This window comes from Pseudomonas sp. G34 (assembly GCF_031119625.1).
Lineage (GTDB): Bacteria > Pseudomonadota > Gammaproteobacteria > Pseudomonadales > Pseudomonadaceae > Aquipseudomonas.
On the sequence record NZ_JAVHZV010000020.1, the window covers coordinates 1 to 20,713 of the forward strand.

Sequence of the window (20,713 nt, forward strand, 5' to 3'; positions counted from 1 at the left end):
GCTGCAAGCCATTCAATATGGCGGACTCAGGAGGATTCGAACCTCCGACCGCTCGGTTCGTAGCCGAGTACTCTATCCAGCTGAGCTATGAGTCCGTTTGGTGTTTTTAGACCAGATCACCGCTGGTTTTTCGCTAGCCTGGCTTGAAGCCAAACCTGCCAAATAATGGCGGAGAAGGGGGGATTCGAACCCCCGACACCCTTTTGAGGTGTACTCCCTTAGCAGGGGAGCGCCTTCGGCCACTCGGCCACCTCTCCGCAACACGGGGCGCATGATAAACATGTTTTCCCCGTTTGCAAACCAAAATTTTGAGAAAAATTAATGGTTTGGTTCTTCGCCCTTCTCTTTTTGGATGCGCTGGTAAATCTCTTCGCGGTGAACGGCGACTTCCTTCGGCGCGTTGACGCCAATCCGCACCTGATTACCTTTAACACCCAATACGGTGACAGTGACTTCGTCACCCACCATCAGGGTCTCTCCGACCCGGCGAGTCAGAATCAGCATTCCTTTCTCCTTACGGATTCAATTTCGGACAACAAGTCTGCAAACGTGAAAAGCGCCGGCCGGACGCGACAGCAACAGGCCAGCACCCAAGTATTGACCAGCACGGACGGAAGGAAAGTTCCACCAACACCAACCAAAACAACAAAAGGCGCGGGTCACCGCGCCTTTTGCAGGATGCCTCAATCGCCCTGACGGGCCGGGGCATCAAGTTCGAACGCAGTGTGCAGCGCGCGCACTGCCAATTCCAGATATTTCTCTTCGATGACAACCGAGACCTTGATCTCGGAAGTGGAGATCATCTGAATATTGATGTTCTCCTTGGCCAACGCTTCGAACATGCGACTAGCAACACCCGCATGAGAGCGCATACCAACACCGACGATAGACACTTTCGCAATGTTCACGTCTCCGACCACTTCCCGGGCGCCGAGTTCGCGCGCGGTGGCTTCGAGCACCTGCTGAGCGCTCTGGTAGTCGTTGCGGTGCACGGTGAAGGTGAAGTCGGTGGTGTTATCGTGCGCAACGTTCTGCACGATCATGTCCACTTCGATATTGGCGGAGCTGATCGGGCCGAGGATCTTGAACGCAACGCCCGGCAGATCAGGTACGCCACGGATGGTCAGCTTGGCTTCGTCGCGATTGAAGGCGATGCCGGAGATGATCGGCTGTTCCATGGATTCCTCTTCATCAAGGGTAATGAGGGTGCCCGGACCCTCCTGGAAGCTGTGCAGAACGCGCAGCGGGACGTTGTACTTGCCGGCGAACTCCACCGAGCGGATTTGCAGCACCTTGGAGCCCAGGCTGGCCATTTCCAGCATTTCTTCGAAGGTGATCTTCTCCAGACGCTGGGCCTTGGGCACCACACGCGGATCAGTGGTGTAAACGCCATCTACATCGGTGTAGATCTGGCACTCGTCAGCCTTCAGCGCAGCGGCCAGCGCCACGCCGGTGGTGTCCGAGCCGCCACGCCCAAGGGTGGTGATATTGCCGTGCTCGTCGACGCCCTGGAAGCCGGCAACGACCACCACACGGCCGGCCTTGAGGTCGGCGCGAATGTTGCTGTCATCGATGCTCAGAATGCGCGCCTTGGTGTGCGAGCTGTCGGTCAGGATGCGCACCTGGCTGCCGGTGTAGGACACCGCCGGCACGCCACGCTTGATCAGCGCCATGGCCAGCAGCGCGATGGTCACCTGCTCACCGGTGGACACCATCACGTCGAGCTCGCGGGCTATCGGCTGGTCATCGCTGATCTGCTTGGCCAGGTCGATAAGGCGATTGGTTTCGCCGCTCATGGCGGATACCACGACGACGATGTCGTCACCCTTTTCGCGGAATTTCTTCACCTTCTCGGCGACCTGTGCGATTCGCTCGACGGTGCCGACGGAAGTACCGCCGAATTTCTGTACGATCAAAGCCATTTCAAAGCTGCCTCAGCCCGTGAAGGGCGCCCATTAAACAGACAACACCGCACACCACCGCGCCGCTCGCCGGGCATGGCGAGCAGCGTGGTCACGCTTGAGTTACGGGCCTCAGAGGCCCTGCTCGACGAACGGGACGATCAGCGCCAGAGCACCATCCAGTGCGGCCGCATCGACCCCACCGCCCTGGGCCATGTCCGGACGGCCGCCGCCCTTGCCGCCGACGGCTGCAGCGGCCTGCTTCATCAGGTCGCCAGCCTTCAGCTTGGCGGTCAGATCCTGGGTCACGCCGGCGACCAGCACGACCTTGTCGTCCTGCACGCCGCCGAGCAGGATCACCGCACTGCCGAGCTTGTTCTTCAGTTGATCGACCAGTGCCAGCAGGCCTTTGCCATCCAGGCCATCGATGCGCGCACCGAGCGTCTTCACGCCCTTGACCTCCACCGCCGAGCCGGCCAGGTCGCTGCCCGCCGCGCTGGCGGCCTTGGCCTTGAGCTGCTCCAGTTCCTTTTCCAGCTGGCGATTGCGATCGAGCACCGCCGAGAGTTTGTCGAGCAGGTTGTCGCGGCTGCCCTTGACCAGCGAGGCCGCTTCCTTGAGCTGCTCTTCCGCACCGTTCAGGTAAGCGAAGGCCGCTGCACCGGTAACCGCTTCGATGCGCCGCACGCCGGCTGCCACACCACCTTCGCTGACGATCTTGAACACCCCGATGTCGCCGGTGCGGTTGGCGTGAATGCCACCGCACAGCTCGACCGAGAAGCCGTCGCCCATGGTCAGCACGCGCACGCTGTCGCCGTACTTCTCGCCGAACAGCGCCATGGCGCCCTTGGCCTTGGCGCTTTCGATGTCCATCTCCTCGGTCTGCACCGGCGTATTGCGGCGCACTTCGCGGTTGACGATCTCTTCCAGTTCTTTGATTTGCTCGGGCTTGATCGCCTCGAAGTGGCTGAAGTCGAAACGCAGGCGCTGGCTGTCGACCAGCGAGCCCTTCTGCTGCACGTGCTCGCCGAGTACCTGGCGCAGCGCGGCGTGCAGCAGGTGGGTGGCCGAGTGGTTGAGGCCAGTGGCGGTACGGACCGAGGCATCCACTTCGGCGTTGATGGTGGCGCCGACGCTCAGGCTGCCCTTGCTGACCACACCGTGGTGCAACCAGGCGCCGCCGACCTTGGTGGTATCGCGCACGTCGAAACGCACGCCCGGGCCTTCGAGGAAGCCACAGTCACCGATCTGGCCGCCGGATTCGGCGTAGAACGGCGTCTGGTCGAGAACCACCACGCCCTCCTCGCCCTCGTTCAGGATATCGACGGACTGGCCGTCGCGCAGCAGCACCAGCAGCTCGCCACTGGCCACGGTAGCGCCGTAGCCGAGGAACCGGGTATCGGCATCGACCTTGACCAGGTTGTTGTAGTCCACACCGAAGGAACTGGCGGAACGGGCACGGACGCGCTGGGCTTCCATCTCGCGTTCGAAGCCGGCTTCGTCGAGGGTCAGCTCGCGCTCACGGGCGATGTCGCCGGTCAGGTCCATCGGGAAGCCGTAGGTGTCGTACAGCTTGAAGATCACTTCACCCGGAATCACCGTGCCGCTGAGCTCGGCCAGATCCTGCTCGAGGATCTTCAGGCCCTGCTCCAGAGTCTTGGCGAACTGCTCTTCCTCGGTCTTCAGCACGCGCTCGATGTGCGCCTGCTGCTGCTTGAGTTCCGGGAAGGCTTCGCCCATCTCGCTGGCCAGGGCCGCGACGATCTTGTGGAAGAAGCTGCCCCTGGCGCCCAGCTTGTTGCCGTGGCGGCAGGCGCGGCGAATGATGCGGCGCAGCACGTAGCCACGGCCTTCGTTGGACGGGGTGACGCCGTCGGCGATCAGGAAGCTGCAGGAGCGGATGTGGTCGGCCACCACCTTCAGCGAGGCGTCGCCGTTGTTGGCGCAGCCGATGGCCTGGGCGCTGGCGTTGAGCAGGCTCTGGAACAGGTCGATCTCGTAGTTCGAGTTGACGTGCTGCAGCACCGCGCTGATGCGCTCCAGGCCCATGCCGGTGTCCACACTCGGCGCCGGCAGCGGGTGCAGCACGCCGTCCGCGGTGCGGTTGAACTGCATGAACACGTTGTTCCAGATCTCGATGTAACGGTCGCCGTCTTCTTCAGGCGAGCCCGGTGGGCCGCCCCAGATGTGCTCGCCGTGGTCGAAGAAGATCTCGGTGCACGGGCCGCACGGGCCGGTATCGCCCATGGTCCAGAAGTTGTCGGAGGCGTAAGGCGCGCCCTTGTTGTCGCCGATGCGGATCATCCGCTCGGCCGGCACCCCGACTTCCTTGTTCCAGATGTCGTAGGCCTCGTCATCGGTGGCGTAGACGGTGACCCAGAGCTTGTCCTTGGGCAGTTTCAGCCACTTGTCGCCGGTGAGGAATTCCCAGGCGAAGTGGATGGCATCGCGCTTGAAATAGTCGCCAAAGCTGAAGTTGCCGAGCATTTCGAAAAAGGTGTGGTGACGCGCGGTATAACCGACGTTTTCCAGGTCGTTGTGCTTGCCACCGGCGCGCACGCACTTCTGGCTGGTCGCGGCACGGGTGTAGGCGCGCTTTTCCAGGCCCAGGAAGCAGTCCTTGAACTGGTTCATGCCGGCGTTGGTGAACAGCAACGTCGGGTCGTTGTTCGGAATCAGGGAGCTGGAAGCGACACGGGTGTGTCCCTTCTCTTCGAAGAAGCTCAGGAAAGCTTCACGGATTTCTGCGCTTTTCATTGGCATTTTCCAGGAAAACAGGCGGCCACGGCACAGCCGGCAAAAGCCCGCATTATATCGGGCTTGTCCGCGGCGGCTAGGGCATGGGCTGATTTATTTGTGGGCAGCGCGATGGCCGGAAAACCCCGGGCCGCGGCGGCCAGGGCAGTACCTGGCGCTGCCCGGCGGTTACGTCAGGCGCGGAAGGCGGCGAAGGCCTCGATCACCTGGGCCATGGCGCTGGCGTCGACGCCCAGGTGAGTCACCATGCGCAGGCGCGGGGCAGCGCTCAGGCGGATGCCGCGCTCGGCACAAAAAGCCTGCAGCGCTGCCGCACGCTCGCCGACCTGCACGTAGACCATGTTGGTCTGCACCGGCTCCACCGCATAGCCCAGCTCGCGCAGGCCGGCCGCCAGGGAGTCGGCATTGGCGTGATCCTCGACCAGGCGTTCGACCTGATGGTCCAGCGCATACAACCCGGCCGCTGCCAGCACGCCGGCCTGGCGCATGCCGCCACCGACCATCTTGCGCAGGCGCCGGGCCTTGCCGATCAGCGCCTCGCTGCCGCACAGCACCGAACCGACTGGCGCGCCGAGGCCCTTGGACAGGCACACGGACACCGAATCGAAATGCCGGGTGATCTCCCGCGCCTCGACGCCCAGCCTGACCGACGCGTTGAACAGCCGTGCGCCGTCCAGGTGCAGCGCCAGGCCCTTGTCGCGCGTGAAGGCGCGGGCCTCGGCCAGATACGCCAATGGCAGCACCTTGCCCTGCATGGTGTTTTCCAGCGCCAGCAAGCGGGTGCGGGCGAAATGGAAGTCGTCCTGCTTGATCGCCGCCTCGACCCGGGCCAGATCCAGCGAGCCGTCCTGCTCCATGTCCAGCGGTTGCGGCTGGATGGAACCGAGCACCGCCGCGCCGCCGCCTTCGTACTTGTAGGTGTGTGCCTGCTGGCCAACGATGTACTCGTCGCCGCGCTCGCAGTGGGCCATCAGGCCGAGCAGGTTGCTCATGGTACCGGTGGGTACGAACAGCGCGGCCGCGAACCCCAGATCCTGTGCCAGGCGCTGTTCGAGGCGGTTGACGGTCGGGTCTTCGCCGTACACGTCATCGCCCAGCTCGGCGGCCAGCATCGCCTCGCGCATGCCGGCAGTCGGTTGGGTCACGGTGTCGCTACGCAGATCGATGATGGGCATGGGCACTCCTGTGCATGCGAAGGAAGGGGTTTCGGCGCTCAGGCCAGTAGCGAAGCCTCGGCCGGCACGATGAGAATGCCGGCCCGCTGGCCGTTGTGCACCTTGGGATTGGGAAAGATGATGCGCGCGCCCTGCTCTTCCACCACCCAGCGGCTGTTGGCCAGGTCTTCGGCAAGCAGATAGCCGGGCGCCAACTCGGTGAAGTTCTCCACGTCGGCCGGCAGGTGCAGGGTGAAGGCATCGCTGTGCTTGATCAGCTCGCGGGCGAAGGCGAACAGCTTGAGGTGATCGAGGGCCTGCTCGTCGATCGGCGGCTCGTTGCCTTCGATGAGTGCCTGCAGGCGCAACTCGAGAAGGTCCAGATTGACCAGTTCGTTATGGCCGAACGGCCTGGCCTTGCCCAGCTCCAGGGTGAACGCTTCGGCGCCCAGCTCGGCATAGGTATAGGCACTGAAGGTGGTCGAGGGCTTGCTTTGCAGCAGCACCGCATCGATGCCGGCGGCCTGCAGGCGGGCGCACTCGCGGCGCGACTGGCGACGCCCCTCGGCCCAGGGGTAAAGGGCGAACTGCTCGATGCGTGAGGCGCGGATCGCGGTGTGCAGGTCGTAATGCAGGCGCTCGCGGCCAGGGTCGACGAAGAACGACGAAACCAGATGCTCGAGCTCGCAGGCTCGCATCGCCTCGACACCGCTGCTCAGCTCATGACGGCCGCTGAACAGGCGGTTGATGTCCTGCTCGACGAAACGCTCACCGCGGCGCATGGCCGCCGGATTGCCGAACAGCAGCAGCGCCCGCGCATGGGGCTGCAGCTCGTTGCGGGCGATGCGCTGCAGCAGGCGGTCGAGCAACTCGATCGGCGCGGTCTCGTTGCCATGGATACCGGCCGACAGCAGCAGGTCCATGCCGTTGTCGCGCCCGCAGGCCGGGGTGATCTCAAGCACGCCCTCGGCCAGCCAGCGCAAGCGCGTGCCCTGCGGCGTCAACTGGATCTTCGAAGCCGGCTCATGGCCAGCCAGGGTCAGTTCGAGCAGTTTGCCGAGGGCGAGCATGGGCGTACCTCAGTGATTGCAGTCCGGGCCATGGACGTGATCGTCGTCGGCGCCGTCGTCAGCCGGCTCCATTTCCAGCTCCAGGCTGACCAGGTTGGTGGCCAGTGGGCGCAGCAGCAGATTGGCGTATTCGCTGTCGCCCTCGGCGACATCCACGCCGATCATCAGCTGGCCGTTGCCGACCTGCTGAATCCACACTTCCTTGCCCTGCCAGATTACGGCAAAACGGGTGCAGGAGGTTTCCAGCTGGGTGCCGTCGGCATCTTCGAGAATCAGTTGCAGGGCGTCGCTCATGGTTACTCCAGTAGGTTGGTGGCTCGCAGGTGAGCCGCTTCAAGTGAGTTGAAAGGGGTACACCGCGCCGAGCTGGAGAATTGTCGTCAACTCATCCAGCGCCGTGCGGCATTCGTCGAGCAGTTGTGGGTCGGCCAGGTCCTGCTCGCTGAGGCGGTCGCGGTAGTGGCGGTCGACCCACTGCAGCAGTCGCTCATACAGCGCGGGCGTCATCATCACCCCCGGATTCATCGCCGCCAGTTCCTCTGCCTGCAAGGCTACACGCAAGCGCAGGCAGGCGGGGCCACCGCCGTTCTGCATGCTCTGCTTGAGGTCGAAGGCGCGCACCTCGGCGATCGGCCCGTTGCTGCCCAACAGGGTCTGCAGGTAGGCCCAGACCCGCGGGTTGCCGCGGCACTCCTCCGGCACCACCAGCAGCATACGCCCGTCAGCGCGGCTCAACAGCTGACTGTTGAACAGGTAGGAACGCACCGCGTCCTCGACGCCCAGCACCTGGCGCGGTACGCACACCGGCTGCAGTTGCCCGCCCAGGCGGGCCAGCTTGTCGCCCAGTTCAGCGATCACCCGTGCGCTGTCGAGAAAGGCGTCCTCGTGGTGAAACAGCACCTGGCCGTTGCCCACCGCGATCACGTCGTTATGGAACACGCCCTGATCGACCACCGCCGGGTTCTGCTGGGCGAATACCACGGCATCATCGGCGAGGCCATGTAGCCGCGCCACGGCCTGGGACGCCTCCAGGGTCTGGCGCGCCGGGTAACGCTGCGGCGCCGGCAGCCGCAGGTCGAAGGCACTGCGGCCGAACACGAAGAACTCCACGCCCCGCTCGCCATAGTCGCGGCAGAAACGGGTGTGGTTGGCAGCGCCCTCGTCGCCGAACTGGCTGACCGCCGGCAAGGCGCCGTGGTGGGCGAAATAGCGCTCGTCAGCGAACATCGCCGCCAGCACCCGGCTGGTGGTGGGGTGCTCGATGGAGCGGTGAAACTTGCAGTTGAGGTTGGCGGCGGTGAAATGCACGCGCCCGTCGGCGGTATCGGCGCTGGGGCTGACGGTCGCCGCATTGGCTGTCCACATGCTCGAGGCCGAGCAACTGGCCACCAGCAGCGGCATGGCCTCGCGCGCCGCCGTCTCGATTACCCGGGCATCGCTGCCGGAGAAGCCGCAGGCCCGTAGCGCCTGCACATCCGGCCGTTCCTGAGGAGCGAGCACTGCCTGGGCGAAGCCCATGTCCATCAGCGCCTTCATCTTGGCCAGGCCCTGGCGCGCCGCCTCGCGCGGATTGGAGGCAACCTGGCAGTTGTTCTGCGAGGCAACGTTGCCGTACGACAAACCGCCGTAGTTATGCGTGGGGCCGACCAACCCATCGATATTCAGCTCACAGGCTGGAGCGCCAGGAAGCCTCATAGGCTCACTCCCGGAGCCAGGCTGTCGGGCAACAGCAGCTGCTCGCTTTCCAGCGAGGCAACCGGATAGGCGCAGTAATCCGCCGCGTAGTAGGCGCTGGGGCGATGATTGCCCGAGGCGCCGACACCGCCGAACGGCGCGGCACTGGCAGCACCAGTGAGCGGCTTGTTCCAGTTGACGATGCCGGCACGACTGCGCAGCCAGAACTGCTCGTAGCGCTCGCGCGAATCGGACAGCAAGCCGGCCGCCAGCCCGAAACGGGTGGCATTGGCCTCAACGATGGCCGCGTCGAAATCGGCGTAGCGAATCACCTGCAGCAAGGGTCCGAACACTTCTTCATCGGCACGCGGCTGCACGGCACTGACGTCGATGATCCCCGGCGTCAGCAGCGCTGCACCGGCGAGCGGCTGGCTCATGTCCAGCAGCGGCCGCGCGCCCTTGTCGATCAGCCGCTCCTGCACCTTGAGCAGGTGCTGGGCAGCGTCCAGGGAGATCACCGCGCCCATGAACGGTGCCGGCTCGGCATCGAAGGTGCCAACCTTGAGGCTGGCGGCCACGCTGACCAGCCGCGCCAGCAGGCCGTCGCCCCACTCGCCCTCCGGTACCAGCAGGCGCCGTGCGCAGGTGCAGCGCTGGCCGGCAGAGAGGAACGCGGACTGGATGATGCAATACACCGCCGCATCGATATCAACCAGCCGATCGACGATCAGCGCGTTGTTGCCGCCCATTTCCAGGGCCAGGATGGTTTCCGGGTGGCCGCCGAACTGGGCATGCAGCAGGTTGCCGGTGCGGCTGGAACCGGTGAAGAACAGGCCGTCGATACCCGGGTGGGCCGCCAGCGCGGCACCGGTTTCCCGCCCGCCTTGCAGCAGGTTCAGCACGCCGGCCGGCAGCCCGGCCTCGATCCAGCACGCGAGCGTCAGCTCGGCGACCTTCGGGGTTTGCTCGCTGGGCTTGAACACCACCGTGTTGCCGGCCAGCAGCGCTGGCACGATATGCCCGTTGGGCAGATGGCCCGGGAAGTTGTACGGGCCGAACACGGCGACCACGCCATGGGGTTTGTGGCGCAACACGCTGCCCTGGGCGCCGCTGCGCTGGCCGCTACGTTCGGCATGGCTGCGGATCGAGATGGCCACCTTGCCGATCATGCTGGCGACCTCGGTCGCGGCTTCCCACAGCGGTTTGCCGGTCTCCTCGCCGATGGTGCGGGCGAGCTCGTCCTGCCGCGCCGTCAGCACCGCGGCGAAGCGTTCGAGCACGGCGATGCGCTCGCCCAGGGGCGCTGCGGCCCACTCGGCAAAGGCCTCACGGGCGGCCTGCACGGCCGCCTCGACCTGGCTCGCGTCGGCTTCGCGGCCCGTCCAGAGTACCTGCTGGCTGACCGGGTTGAGGGACTCCAGGGCATCGCCCTGTCCTAGCTGCCAGAGACCTGCAATGTAATGCGTGCTCATGGTCTATCACTCCAGGCTTCACGGTTGCACAGGCCAGCGCTGGGCGATGACCCGTTACCTGTAACGGCTGCCGCTCTCTGCCGACATTACCGCTCGGGACGGCGCACCGCCCCTGCTCACATCAATGAGTTGCTCAGGCCTTTACCGCCAGGGGCACGGCCCGCACCTGATCACCGACATTCAGGCGCAGACGCCTGGCGGTCAGCGGGTCGACCACCAGGGTACCGGCGGCCATGCGCGCCCGGGCCGCGGTGATCCGGCAATCCGCCTGCTTGCGGTTGTGCACCAGGTACACCGGCGCATCGTCGCCCGGCGTGCCGATGGCCAACACCAGCAGCTGGCTGTCGCGAATCGCGCGGATCTTCGCGGTTTCCGCTTCGATGGCCGGGCCCGCGTCGAAGATGTCGACATAGCCCTGGTAGCTGAAACCCTCGGATTTGAGCATCGCCAGCGCCGGCTCGGTATCCGGGTGGACCCGGCCGATCACTTCGCGAGCCGCTTCGGAGAGAAAGCAGGTGTAGAGCGGAAAGCGCGGCATCAGCTCGGCGATGAACGCCTTGTTGCCGACACCAGTGAGGTAGTCCGCCTGGGAAAACTCCATGCGGAAGAAGTGCCGGCCCAGGCACTCCCAGAACGGCGAGCGCCCCTGCTCATCGGACACGCCACGCATCTCGGCGATGATCTTGTCGCCAAACTGCTCACGAAATTCGGCGATGAACAACAAGCGTGCCTTGGACAACAAGCGCCCGTTCAGGCCAGTGCGATGGTCGGCATGCAGGAACAACGAGCACAGCTCGGAATGGCCGGTCAGGTCATTGGCCAGGAACAGCGTCGGCACCTGGCGATGGATGCCCAGCTCCTGGGACGCGCACACGGTCAGGCCGACCCGATAGTTGTACCAGGACTCGCGCAAGCCAACCCCACCGGCGATGGCGGAGATGCCCAGCACGCGACCGTCGTCATCCTCGAGCACGAACATGTAGTCGCAGTCGCCGCGCTCGGCTTCGCCGGCGAAGGTCTTCTCGGCGCGGCCGACCCGGTAGGCCAGGCGTGCCTCGTTGGCCGGCAGGGTGGTCAGACCGGTGCCGGTACTGCGCGCCAGGTCGATCAATGCCGGCAGGTCACCGGCACGTACGGAGCGAACGATCATGCTGCCTCCGGGAAATGGCGAGCCAGGCGGCTGGCGTTCATCACTGACAGGCTCATACCGCCACCAGCCTTACCTGGCCGCCTTCGGCAACACCGAGGATCTGTGCGGTCTGCGGGTCGAGCAGCGCGGGCTGGCCGGGTGCCCAGTTCAGCTCGGCGACCACGGCGCGAAAGCCCTGCAGTTGCTCGTTGCTGACCAGGTACGCCTGGCCGCCCTCGCCCGCTTCGCCGAGCATCACCGGCACCACCGCGCTCTGGGCGATGCTGCGAATGCCCGAGGTGCGCGCGTGCAGGGTCGGGCCGCCGTCGAAGATGTCGATGTAGTGGTCGGTTTCGAAGCCGTCGCGCATCAGGATGTCGAACGAGACCTGGGCACGCGGATGCACCAGGCCCATGGATTCCTGGGCGGTATCTGGCAGCAGCGGCACGTAGATCGGGTAGTGGGGCATCAGCTCGGCCAGGTAGGCGCGGCTGCGCAGCCCGCACAGGCGCTCGGCCTCGGCGTAGCTCATGCCGAAGAAATGCCGACCGACCGCATCCCAGAACGGCGACTCGCCGGCGTCGTCGCTCTCGCCGACGATCTCCACCACCATGGCATCGGCGAAGCGCGCCGGGTGGCAGGCGGCGAACAGCAGGCGCGCGCGGGAATTGAGCTCCGCCCAGACGCTGTCGACCAGCGCGCGTTCGACATAGAAGCTGGTCAGCAGGCTGTTGCCGGTCAGGTCGTGACACAGCGACAGCACGTGAATCTTGTTGTGGATCTTCAACTCGCGGGAGTTGTGAACGAAGGTCTCGTTGCGAAAGCTGTAGAACGGCTCGGAGTAGCCGGCCGAGGCGACGATGCCCGAGCAGCCGCAAAGGCGGCCGGTCTCGCTGTCTTCGAGCACGAAGAAGTAGCGTTCCTCACCGTTGAAACTGACCTCGGCGGCGAACGACGCTTCCGAGGCGGCGATCTTGTCGCGCAGCCGCTCGGCATTGTCGGGCAACGAGGTCACGCCCACCGGGCTGTCCGCGGCCAGGCGCTGCACTTCGGCGAGGTCGGTCATTCGCGCAGGGCGCATAACCAGCATGGGGTCACTCCTTCAGCAAGGCTGGGGCATGGCCGCCCTGGCAACGAGAATCATCATCCATGGCGCTGGCCGGCACCTGCCGACGCAGCGAATTGAGCGGGCGGCGCCCAGCCGCCCGAGCCCGGGATCAGGCGCCCGCCAGCTTGGCCACGGCACGCTCGAAACGATCCAGGCCTTCGTCGATGTCGGCATCCTCGACCACCAGGCTGGGGGCGAAGCGCACCACGTCAGGGCCGGCCTGCAGGATCATCAGGTTCTCCTCGGCCGCCGCATCGAAGAACGCCCGCGCCTTGCCTTTCCAGGCATCGGAGAGCACCGCACCGATCAGCAGGCCCATGCCGCGCACGCCGGAAAACACGGCGTATTTCTCGCCGATCTGCAGCAAACGCGACTTGAAGCGCTGGTGCTTGGCCTTGACGCCTTCGAGCACCTCAGGCGTGTTGACCACATCGAGCAGCGCCTCGGCGACCGCGCAGCCCAGCGGGTTGCCGCCATAGGTGGTGCCGTGGGTGCCGACCGCCAGGTGGCTGGCCAGCGCCTCGGTGGTCAGCATCGCGGCGATCGGGAAACCGCCGCCCAGGCTCTTGGCGCTGGACAGCACGTCCGGCGTGACGCCGTAGTGCTGGTAGGCATACAGATGACCGGAGCGGCCGACGCCGCTCTGCACTTCGTCGAACACCAGCAGCGCGTTGTGCTGGTTGCACAGCTCACGCGCGCCCTGCAGGTATGCCAGGTCAGCCGGCAGCACGCCACCTTCGCCCTGGATCGGCTCGATGACCACCGCGCAGGTCTTGTCGCTGATCGCCGCCTTCAGGGCCTCGAGGTCGTTGTAGGGCACGTGGGTGATGCCCTGGATCTTCGGCCCGAAACCATCGGAATACTTCGGCTGGCCACCAACGCTGACGGTGAACAGGGTGCGGCCGTGAAAGCTGTTGGTGGCCGCGATGATCTCGTACTTGTCGGCACCGAAACGGTCGTGGGCCACGCGACGCGCCAGCTTGAAGGCGGCCTCGTTGGCTTCGGCGCCCGAGTTGCAGAGGAACACGCGCTCGGCAAAGGTGGCATCCACCAGCTTCTTGGCCAGGCGCAGCGCCGGCTCGTTGGTGAACACGTTGGAAACGTGCCACAGCTTGCCGGCCTGCTCGGTCAGCGCCTTGACCAGCGCCGGGTGGGCATGGCCCAGGGCGTTGACGGCGATGCCGCCGGAGAAGTCGATCAGCTCACGACCACTCTGGTCCCAGACGCGCGAACCGGCGCCGCGAACCGGCACGAACGCAGCCGGCGCGTAGCTGGGCACCATCACCTGGTCGAAATCGGCGCGTTGCACCGGGTCGTGCGGAACGGACATCGGGACTCTCCTGACGAGACACGCAGACCGGGCAGGCCTGCGATGCGAAAGATTGTAGGGGGTGCTCATGGGCCGGCCTTGCCGGCATGCGACAACTTCTTACAGTGCCGTCGCCAGCCGGGGGCCTGACGAGACCCGTCCGTCGGCCGGCGAGGCGCAGTTTAAACGTTGCGGCTGCTCCGGCGCACGGGTCGACTAACATTTATCGGCAGTACCCATCGCGATGAATGGCTCGGCAAGGGATCCCGCTGACCAGCGACGGGCGCGGCAGGCATGAAAAATATTTTCATTCAGCCGGCTGCGGCATATTGCCAGCCCCCGGCGTGACGGTGATATCATTTTGACCACAGCGCGACGCCCTATCGTGAACGGCGTCGTACTGGCGGCCCATCAAGGATCTGATGGCCTGACGCAGGTTCCCTTCAATGCTGTGCATAGCTCGTCCAGACAAGGAAGCATGAGATGAACGCCAAAGAACAACAGCTGACCGAACTGCTCACCCTCACCTCGCGCAGCATCACCCATATGACTGCCGCCATGACGGCCCTGTCATTCGATCTGCTGCGCAGCGACGACAGCGGCGTTCGCTCTGCCGCCTCGAAGATGATCACCCGCCTCGGCGCGGTGAGCCGCGAGCTGGATCAGCAATGGGTGCTGATCAGTGAACTGACCGGCGTCGAAGCCCCCAGCCGCGTCGACAGCATCGAGGAAGTGCAGCTGCACTCGGCCTGAACCACGCGGCTTCTCACCCGGGCCGACGGCTGCGTCGGCCCCCGCGCTCTTCAGTCGTGACTGAAAAACATCTCAGGCGCGAGCCGCCAGGTACTCGCGGTGCAGCACGCCCACCAGCTCCGCCGCCGGCATCGCGCGCGCCAGTGCCGCACCCTGCCCGGCCCAATGGGCCGCGAATTCGGCGTTGCCGGCCTTGCCGGCGGCGGCGATCAGCTGCTTGCCGGCATCGTAGGCGATACCAAACCCCGGCACCTCAGGGTGGCCGGGGGCGCCCACCTCAACCATGAACCGATTGACGATGCCACGCGCCGGGCGCCCGGAAATCACCGAGGTGACCTGGGTCACCTGCGCCCGCTGGCTGCCCAGCATGCGCCGATAGGCCTGGTTGGCGGCCGACTCCGGGCAGAGAATGAACGCAGTACCCAGTTGCGCGGCGCAGGCGCCCAGGTTCATGACCGCGGCGATACCGGCGCCGTCCATGATGCCGCCAGCGGCAATCACCGGGCACGACAGGTGCTTGACCAGCACCCGCACCAGGGCCAGGGTGCCGATGCCCTGATCGCCACGCTGCGGCTCGAACACGCCGCGGTGGCCGCCGGCCTCGATGCCCTGGGCGACGACGATGTCGATGCCCGCCTCCTGGGCCAACACCCCTTCCTCCAGAGTCGTGGCCGAGGCCAGCAGGGTGATGCCGGCCTGCTTCAGGGCATCGATACGCTCCTGCGGGGGCAGGCCCAGATGAAAGCTGACGATGGGCGGGCGCTCTTCCAGGAGCACCTGCAACTGCCCTTCATCCTCCTGGAAACTGCAGTAGATATCACGGATAGCCTCTGGCGCAGCGGCGCCAAACTCGGCGAAATAAGGCTGCAGGTGCGCCAGCCAGGCCTGCTGCTTGTCGCTATCGGCAACGCTCAGGCGGTGGCAGAACACGTTGATGTTGAAGGGTTTGCGGGTGACCGCGCGGGTTTCCCGGATCATCTGCCGGCCGGCCTCGGCCTGCACCGCAGCGATGGAAATCGAGCCCAGCCCGCCCGCATTGCTGACCGCCGCGGCAAGAGCCGGTGTGGCGGTGCCCGCCATGGGTGCCTGGATGATCGGAAGGTCGATACCCAAAACGGCGCAGCTCATAAGGCGATCCTCAACGAAGCGTAATCAGGGACCCCGGAAGATAGCGCAACTGGCCTCACCAGGGCCACGACGCGGACGGCCCTGGCACCAGGCGATGCAGCCAGTCAGCCGAGCGCCGGCATGTTCGGCATCGCCTGCACAGGGATCAGTGCGCCCGGGTGCTGGATCACCCTGCCCGCCAGGCGGTGCCCCCAGCGTGCCGCCGCCTCGGGCTGGCCGCCACCCAGGCGAGCGGCCAGGTAGGCTGCGCTGAAGGAATCGCCGGCGGCCGTGGTGTCGACCACCTGCTCGACCGGTTCGGGGGCCACCTCGGCGCGGCCATCGGCGCTTTGCAGCAGGCAGCTGCGCGCACCCCGCTTGACCACCACCTCGCCCACGCCGAGCCCAGCGTAGTGATCGAAGAGCTGCTCCGGCGTGGCGAACCCGAACACGGCGACGTCGTCCTCCCAGGTGACCAGCGCAATGTCCACCAGGCCCAGCAGCGCTTCGTAGTGCTTTCGCGCCTCGGCCGCACCGGGCCACAGGCGCGGCCGGTAGTTGTTGTCGAAGATTATCCGCGTACCTCGGCTGCGCGCCTGGCCCAGGGCCTGCAGCAGACGCTCACGCCCCTCGACGGTGAGGATGGCCAGGCTGATGCCACTGAGATACAGCGTGTGATAGTCGCCAAGAGCCGCCAGCAGCGCATCGGCGCCCGGGCCATCGAAGCAATGAAGGGCGGCGGATTCGCCCCGCCAATAGAGAAAATTCCGCTCGCCCTGGGCGTCGGTCTCGATCATGTACAGACCCGGCAACCGGTCCGCCAGCACGCGCACGCGGCCATCCCCGACGCCCTCGTCACGCCAGCGTGCGCGCATCGCCTGGCTCATGGGGTCGTCACCCAGGGCGGTGAGGTAGTCGACCGTCACGCCCTCGCCGCGGCACAGGCGGCTGAGGTAGACCGCCGTGTTCAGCGTATCGCCGCCGAAGCCTTGGCGCATGCCGCCGTCAGCGTGCCGTTGCAGCTCGACCATGCACTCGCCGATCAGGCCGACCGTTATCGGCGATGTCTGGTTGGTTGGGGTCGACATGGAAGCTCCCGTATCGGCGTGCAGCAGGGTTGAATGGGCCATCTGCCGGACAATCAGAAATACGTCGGCATCGCTTCCACCACGTTCAACGCCTCGTCGACCAGCAGCACCTGCCGCCATTTGTCGAAGGTGAGACAGGGGTGCGAGGTGCCGAAGGAAATAATGTCGCCGACCTCCAGGGTGGCGCCGGCCGGCACCGACAGGAACAGGTGCTGGTCCATGATCATGCGCACGCCCCAGCCGCGCACGTCCTGCGCGGCCCGGCCGTCTCGGTACAGGCGCTGGGGCATCGGCAAGTCGGGGTCGCAGCCGATGTCGCGCTTGCCGAGCGCGACGATGGCCAGGCCCGGCTCGGGCAGCGACTGCACATGGGCGAACACTTCCAGGGCGGGCAACAACTCGCCCTCGAGATCCGCATGCCGCGCCTTGACCTCCTCCATCGCCCCGGCATACAGCTTGTGGTCATGCACCACGTAGCAGCCGGGGCGCAGCAACGGGATGTACTGGCCACGCAGATCGGCGCGGTCGAAGGCTTCGGCGATCAGGTCGAACCACTTCGAGCCGGACGCGGTGACCACCGGCTTGTCGCCCGTAAAGGCATGGCTGCGTTTCAGGCGCATCAGGGTGTCAACCAGGCGCGCGCCATAGGCCCGCACATCGGCAATCGGCGTCTGCCCGCCGATGATGCCCTCGTAGCCCTCGATACCGGACAACACCAGGGCGCTCGACTGCTCCAGCGCCAGCAGCAGCGCCTCCAGCTCGTCATCGTTGCGCACGCCACAACGGCCACCCTCGACGCCCAGCTCGATCATCACCTGCAGGCGCACGCCGCGGGCGGCGAAGAACTCATCCAGCGCGCGGACATTGGCCACGCTGTCGACCACGCAGTGGAATTCCGCACCCCTGGCGATCAACTCGGCCACCACTGCCATGTTCGCCGCGCCGACCAGTTGGTTGGCCATCAGCAGGCGCGTCACGCCGTGCTCGAACGCTGCCGCGCACTGGGTGGCGGTGGCCAGGGTAATGCCCCAGGCCCCGGCTGCGAGCTGGCGATGGAACAGCGCCGGCGTCATGGTGGTTTTGCCGTGGGGCGCCAGCCGCGCAGCGTGGCGCTCGGCGAAGGCTTGCATCCAGGCGATGTTGTGCGCCAGTGGCGCCTGGTACACCACCGCGGCCGGCAGGCTGACATCGCGCAGCAAGGCGCGCCCGGTTCCGATGATCGCGGCCTTCTCCATGCTGTTCAGCTCAGCAGGTTTCATGTCTGGATCCCTCTCGATTTTCGGGGTGCGAAAGGCTGCAACGGCGCCTTGCGGGGTCACCTGGATTGAATCACGGAAAATAACTATCACAAATAATTTTTTTAAGTTAGAAATTAACAAAGGCCATGCGCGGCTGTTCCGGCCGTGCCCTGGGTCTGCCTCGGAGCCCTGAAGTGAATCTGGAAATCGACATCCTGTCGCGCATCACCGAACGCTACCCGACCCTGCGCGAAGCCGAGCGCAAGGTCGCGGCCATGATCATCGACGATATCGATTTCGTGACCAGCGCCAACATCTCCAGCATCGCCGCCCGTGCCGGTGTCAGCGATGCCAGCGTCACCCGCTTCGCCAAGTCCATCGGCTGCCAGGACGTGCGCGAACTCAAGCTGCGCCTCGCGCAATCGCTCGCCGTGGGCCGCCGCTTCATTCAAGAGGCCAGCGAAGAAGACGGCATCGGCGCGGTGTACGAGATCGCCAAGCAGACCCTCGACCTCAACCGCGAGCTGATCGCCAACGCCGATATCGAGGGCGCCCTCGACCTGCTCGACGGCGCCCGGCAGATCGTCATCTTCGGCGCCGGTGGCGGCTCGGTGGTGCTCGCCCAGGAGATGCAATTCCGCCTGGTGCGCCTGGGTTATGCCGTCAGTTCGTACTCCCAGGCGCTGATGCCGCGCATGGTCGCCGCCACGCTCGACCCCGGCGATGTGGTGGTGGCGCTGTCGGTGACCGGCTTCACCCCGGAGATCGTCGACGCGGCGCGCATCGCCCGCAGTTACGACGCCCAGGTGCTGGCGCTGACCGCCTCGGATTCACCCCTGGCCCAGCAGGCCAACGTGATCCTGCCGATTGCCGCCCGGGAGACCGACTTCATCTATCACCCCTCGTCATCGCGCTACGCCATGCTGGCGGCCATCGACGTGCTTGCCATGAGCCTGGCGCTGCGCCATCGGCAGCGCTCGCGCGACAAACTGCGGCGCCTGAAACTGACCCTCGACAGCCACCGTGGCGGCGACAACCGCCAGCCGCTGGGAGACTGAGGCATGTCACCGCACGCCAACCTGCTGATTCGCGACGTACAGCTCATCGATGGCACCGGCGCCGCGCCCTACCAGGGTGACCTGGCCGTACGCGGCGAGCGCATCGTCGCGCTCGGCGACCTGCGCGACTGGTCAGCCGACACCTGTATCGAGGGCCACGGCCGCTGCCTGTCTCCCGGCTTCATCGACGTGCACACCCACGACGACAGCAACGTCATCCGCATGCCGCAGATGCTGCCCAAGCTCACCCAGGGCATCACCACGGTCATCGTCGGCAACTGCGGGATCAGCGCCTCGCCGGTGCGCCTGCCCGGGCCCGGCGTGCCAGACCCCATGAATCTCCTGGGCCGCCTCGAGGATTTCCGCTACCCGACGTTCGCCGCCTACGCCGAAGCGGTCAGCGCGGCGCAGCCGAGCGTCAACGTCGCGGCACTGGTCGGTCATACCGCGTTGCGCGCCACTGTGATGGACAGTTTCGACCGCCCGGCCAGCACCGAGGAAATCCGCCAGATGCGCAGCGCCCTGCGCCAGGCCCTGGCCGAGGGTGCCATCGGCCTGAGCTCGGGGCTGGCCTACATGAATGCGCGACACGCGCCCGCGGCGGAGATGCACGCCCTGGTCGAAGAGGTCGGCGCAGCCGGCGGACTCTATACCACCCACCTTCGCGACGAGTTCGCCGGGCTGCTCGACGCCATGGACGAGGCCGTGGCGACCGCCCGCCATGGCCAGGCGCCACTGGTGATCTCCCACCTCAAGTGCGCCGGCGTCGGCAACTGGGGCACGGCGCCCCTGGCCCTGGAAAAACTCGAGCGGGCGGCGCGGCAGCACAGCTGCCACTGCGACTGCTACCCCTACACCGCCGGTTCATCGACCCTGGACCTGGGCCAGGTCACCGACGACTTCGAGATATTCATCACCTGGTCCGACCCACACCCGCAGATGGCCCGCCAGACCCTGCAAGCCATCGCGGCCAGCTGGGGCGTCTCGCTGCTCGATGCCGCGCGGCGCCTGCAGCCGGCCGGCGCGGTGTATCACAACATGGCCGAAGACGACATGCAGCGCATCCTGCAGCACCCGCTGAGCATGGTCGGCTCCGACGGCCTGCCCAACGACCCCCACCCGCACCCCCGGCTGTGGGGCGCGTTTCCGCGGGTGATCGGGTATTTCTGCCGAGACCTGGGCCTGTTCAGCCTGCCCGCAGCCATTCACAAGATGACCGGGCTGTCGGCCCGCAACTTCGGCCTGTTCGACCGCGGCGAGCTGCGCGTCGGCGCCTTTGCCGACCTGACGCTGTTCGACTTCGCCGAGGTGCGCGACCGCGCCACCTTCGCCAACCCCATCGCCGCGGCGCAGGGCATCGAACTGGTGGTGGTCAACGGCGCAGTGGCCTACCGCCACGGGCAGCTCGAAGCGCGCGCCGGCCGCCTGCTCACACGCCCCTCTCAATCCCCCCAATCCTGATCATGATCCAAGGAGAAAACCCATGAGCATCAAACGTTATGGCGCCGAAGGCGGAACCGGAACCGGCGGGCAGAAGCTGCCCTTCTCACGCGCGGTGGAGGCCGGCGGCTGGCTCTACGTGTCCGGCCAGACGCCCATGAAGGACGGCGAGGTGGTCGAAGGCGGCATCATCGAACAATCGCGCCTGGCCTTCCAGAACTGCCTCGACATCATGGCCGAGGCCGGCTACGGAGTCGAAGACGTGGTGCACGTGACCACCGTGCTCACCGATGCGCGCTACTTCAGCTCGTTCAACAAGGTATTCAAGGAGATCTTCGGCGACCACCCACCGGCGCGCATCTGCAGCGTCCAGGACCTGGTGGTGGACTGCAAGGTCGAGGTCGACGTGAAGTGCTTCAAGGCCTCGCGCGCCTGACCCCCTAGCCAGAAGAGCA

The 20,713-nt window shown here is 65.9% G+C and carries 18 protein-coding genes and 2 tRNA genes; 4 read left to right on the forward strand and 16 right to left on the reverse strand.

Annotated elements, in window-relative coordinates:
* Nucleotides 1–18 precede the first annotated feature (18 nt).
* The 13 genes from QYS36_RS13580 to QYS36_RS13640 form a co-directional block, all read right to left on the reverse strand.
* Nucleotides 19–95: transfer RNA gene (locus QYS36_RS13580), tRNA-Arg, on the reverse strand.
* Between the two features lie 71 nt (nt 96–166).
* Nucleotides 167–257: transfer RNA gene (locus QYS36_RS13585), tRNA-Ser, on the reverse strand.
* Nucleotides 258–318: 61 nt separating this feature from the next.
* Nucleotides 319–504, reverse strand: coding sequence for a carbon storage regulator CsrA (csrA, locus tag QYS36_RS13590; protein WP_013792214.1), 186 nt, complete (start codon nt 502–504; stop codon nt 319–321).
* Between the two features lie 179 nt (nt 505–683).
* Nucleotides 684–1,922, reverse strand: a complete 1,239-nt coding sequence (locus QYS36_RS13595; protein ID WP_308839984.1) for an aspartate kinase — start codon at nt 1,920–1,922, stop codon at nt 684–686.
* Between the two features lie 111 nt (nt 1,923–2,033).
* On the reverse strand, nt 2,034–4,658 hold the full coding sequence (alaS, locus tag QYS36_RS13600) for an alanine--tRNA ligase (RefSeq protein WP_308839985.1): 2,625 nt from the start codon (nt 4,656–4,658) through the stop codon (nt 2,034–2,036).
* Nucleotides 4,659–4,831: 173 nt separating this feature from the next.
* Nucleotides 4,832–5,833 (reverse strand): low-specificity L-threonine aldolase, encoded by a 1,002-nt coding sequence (gene ltaE / locus QYS36_RS13605; protein WP_308839986.1) that lies wholly within the window; start codon nt 5,831–5,833, stop codon nt 4,832–4,834.
* 38 nt (nt 5,834–5,871) lie between these two features.
* Entirely contained in the window at nt 5,872–6,882 is a 1,011-nt protein-coding gene (astE, locus tag QYS36_RS13610; RefSeq protein ID WP_308839987.1) for a succinylglutamate desuccinylase, read from the reverse strand.
* 9 nt (nt 6,883–6,891) lie between these two features.
* Entirely contained in the window at nt 6,892–7,176 is a 285-nt protein-coding gene (locus QYS36_RS13615) for a topoisomerase II (RefSeq protein WP_308839988.1), read from the reverse strand.
* A gap of 39 nt (nt 7,177–7,215) precedes the next feature.
* Nucleotides 7,216–8,577, reverse strand: coding sequence for an N-succinylarginine dihydrolase (gene astB / locus QYS36_RS13620; RefSeq protein WP_308839989.1), 1,362 nt, complete (start codon nt 8,575–8,577; stop codon nt 7,216–7,218).
* Nucleotides 8,574–10,028: a succinylglutamate-semialdehyde dehydrogenase gene (astD, locus tag QYS36_RS13625; protein WP_308839990.1), complete on the reverse strand. Its 1,455-nt coding sequence runs from the start codon at nt 10,026–10,028 to the stop codon at nt 8,574–8,576. Before astD ends, astB begins: the two co-directional genes overlap by 4 nt.
* 133 nt (nt 10,029–10,161) lie before the next feature.
* A complete protein-coding gene (gene astA / locus QYS36_RS13630) occupies nt 10,162–11,178 on the reverse strand; it encodes an arginine N-succinyltransferase (RefSeq protein WP_308839991.1) in 1,017 nt (338 codons plus the stop codon).
* A gap of 52 nt (nt 11,179–11,230) precedes the next feature.
* A complete protein-coding gene (gene aruF, locus QYS36_RS13635; protein ID WP_308839992.1) occupies nt 11,231–12,247 on the reverse strand; it encodes an arginine/ornithine succinyltransferase subunit alpha in 1,017 nt (338 codons plus the stop codon).
* Nucleotides 12,248–12,374: 127 nt separating this feature from the next.
* The gene (locus tag QYS36_RS13640; RefSeq protein WP_308839993.1) at nt 12,375–13,595 is read right to left on the reverse strand and encodes an aspartate aminotransferase family protein; all 1,221 of its coding nucleotides are present in this window, start codon (nt 13,593–13,595) and stop codon (nt 12,375–12,377) included.
* A 462-nt stretch (nt 13,596–14,057) separates the two neighbouring features.
* On the opposite strand from QYS36_RS13640, the gene QYS36_RS13645 reads away from it, so the two are divergent.
* Nucleotides 14,058–14,327, forward strand: a complete 270-nt coding sequence (locus QYS36_RS13645) for a hypothetical protein (protein ID WP_111463221.1) — start codon at nt 14,058–14,060, stop codon at nt 14,325–14,327.
* Nucleotides 14,328–14,399: 72 nt separating this feature from the next.
* Here QYS36_RS13645 and QYS36_RS13650 read toward each other — a convergent pair whose 3' ends face one another.
* From QYS36_RS13650 to QYS36_RS13660, 3 genes are all read right to left on the reverse strand, one after another.
* Nucleotides 14,400–15,455 carry a nitronate monooxygenase gene (locus QYS36_RS13650; RefSeq protein WP_308839994.1) on the reverse strand — a complete coding sequence of 352 codons (1,056 nt, stop codon included), beginning with the start codon at nt 15,453–15,455 and terminating at the stop codon, nt 14,400–14,402.
* Between the two features lie 104 nt (nt 15,456–15,559).
* Nucleotides 15,560–16,522: a sugar kinase gene (locus tag QYS36_RS13655; RefSeq protein ID WP_308839995.1), complete on the reverse strand. Its 963-nt coding sequence runs from the start codon at nt 16,520–16,522 to the stop codon at nt 15,560–15,562.
* Nucleotides 16,523–16,575: 53 nt separating this feature from the next.
* Complete coding sequence (locus QYS36_RS13660; protein WP_308839996.1) at nt 16,576–17,781, reverse strand: amino acid deaminase; 1,206 nt, start codon at nt 17,779–17,781, stop codon at nt 16,576–16,578.
* 173 nt (nt 17,782–17,954) lie between these two features.
* Between QYS36_RS13660 and QYS36_RS13665 the strand changes: the two genes are divergently transcribed.
* The 3 genes from QYS36_RS13665 to QYS36_RS13675 are packed head-to-tail and all read left to right on the forward strand — an operon-like array spanning nt 17,955 to nt 20,694.
* Nucleotides 17,955–18,818 (forward strand): MurR/RpiR family transcriptional regulator, encoded by an 864-nt coding sequence (locus QYS36_RS13665; protein WP_308839997.1) that lies wholly within the window; start codon nt 17,955–17,957, stop codon nt 18,816–18,818.
* A 3-nt stretch (nt 18,819–18,821) separates the two neighbouring features.
* Nucleotides 18,822–20,279: a D-aminoacylase gene (locus QYS36_RS13670; protein WP_308839998.1), complete on the forward strand. Its 1,458-nt coding sequence runs from the start codon at nt 18,822–18,824 to the stop codon at nt 20,277–20,279.
* Between the two features lie 22 nt (nt 20,280–20,301).
* A complete protein-coding gene (locus QYS36_RS13675; protein ID WP_070886682.1) occupies nt 20,302–20,694 on the forward strand; it encodes a RidA family protein in 393 nt (130 codons plus the stop codon).
* Nucleotides 20,695–20,713 lie beyond the last annotated feature (19 nt).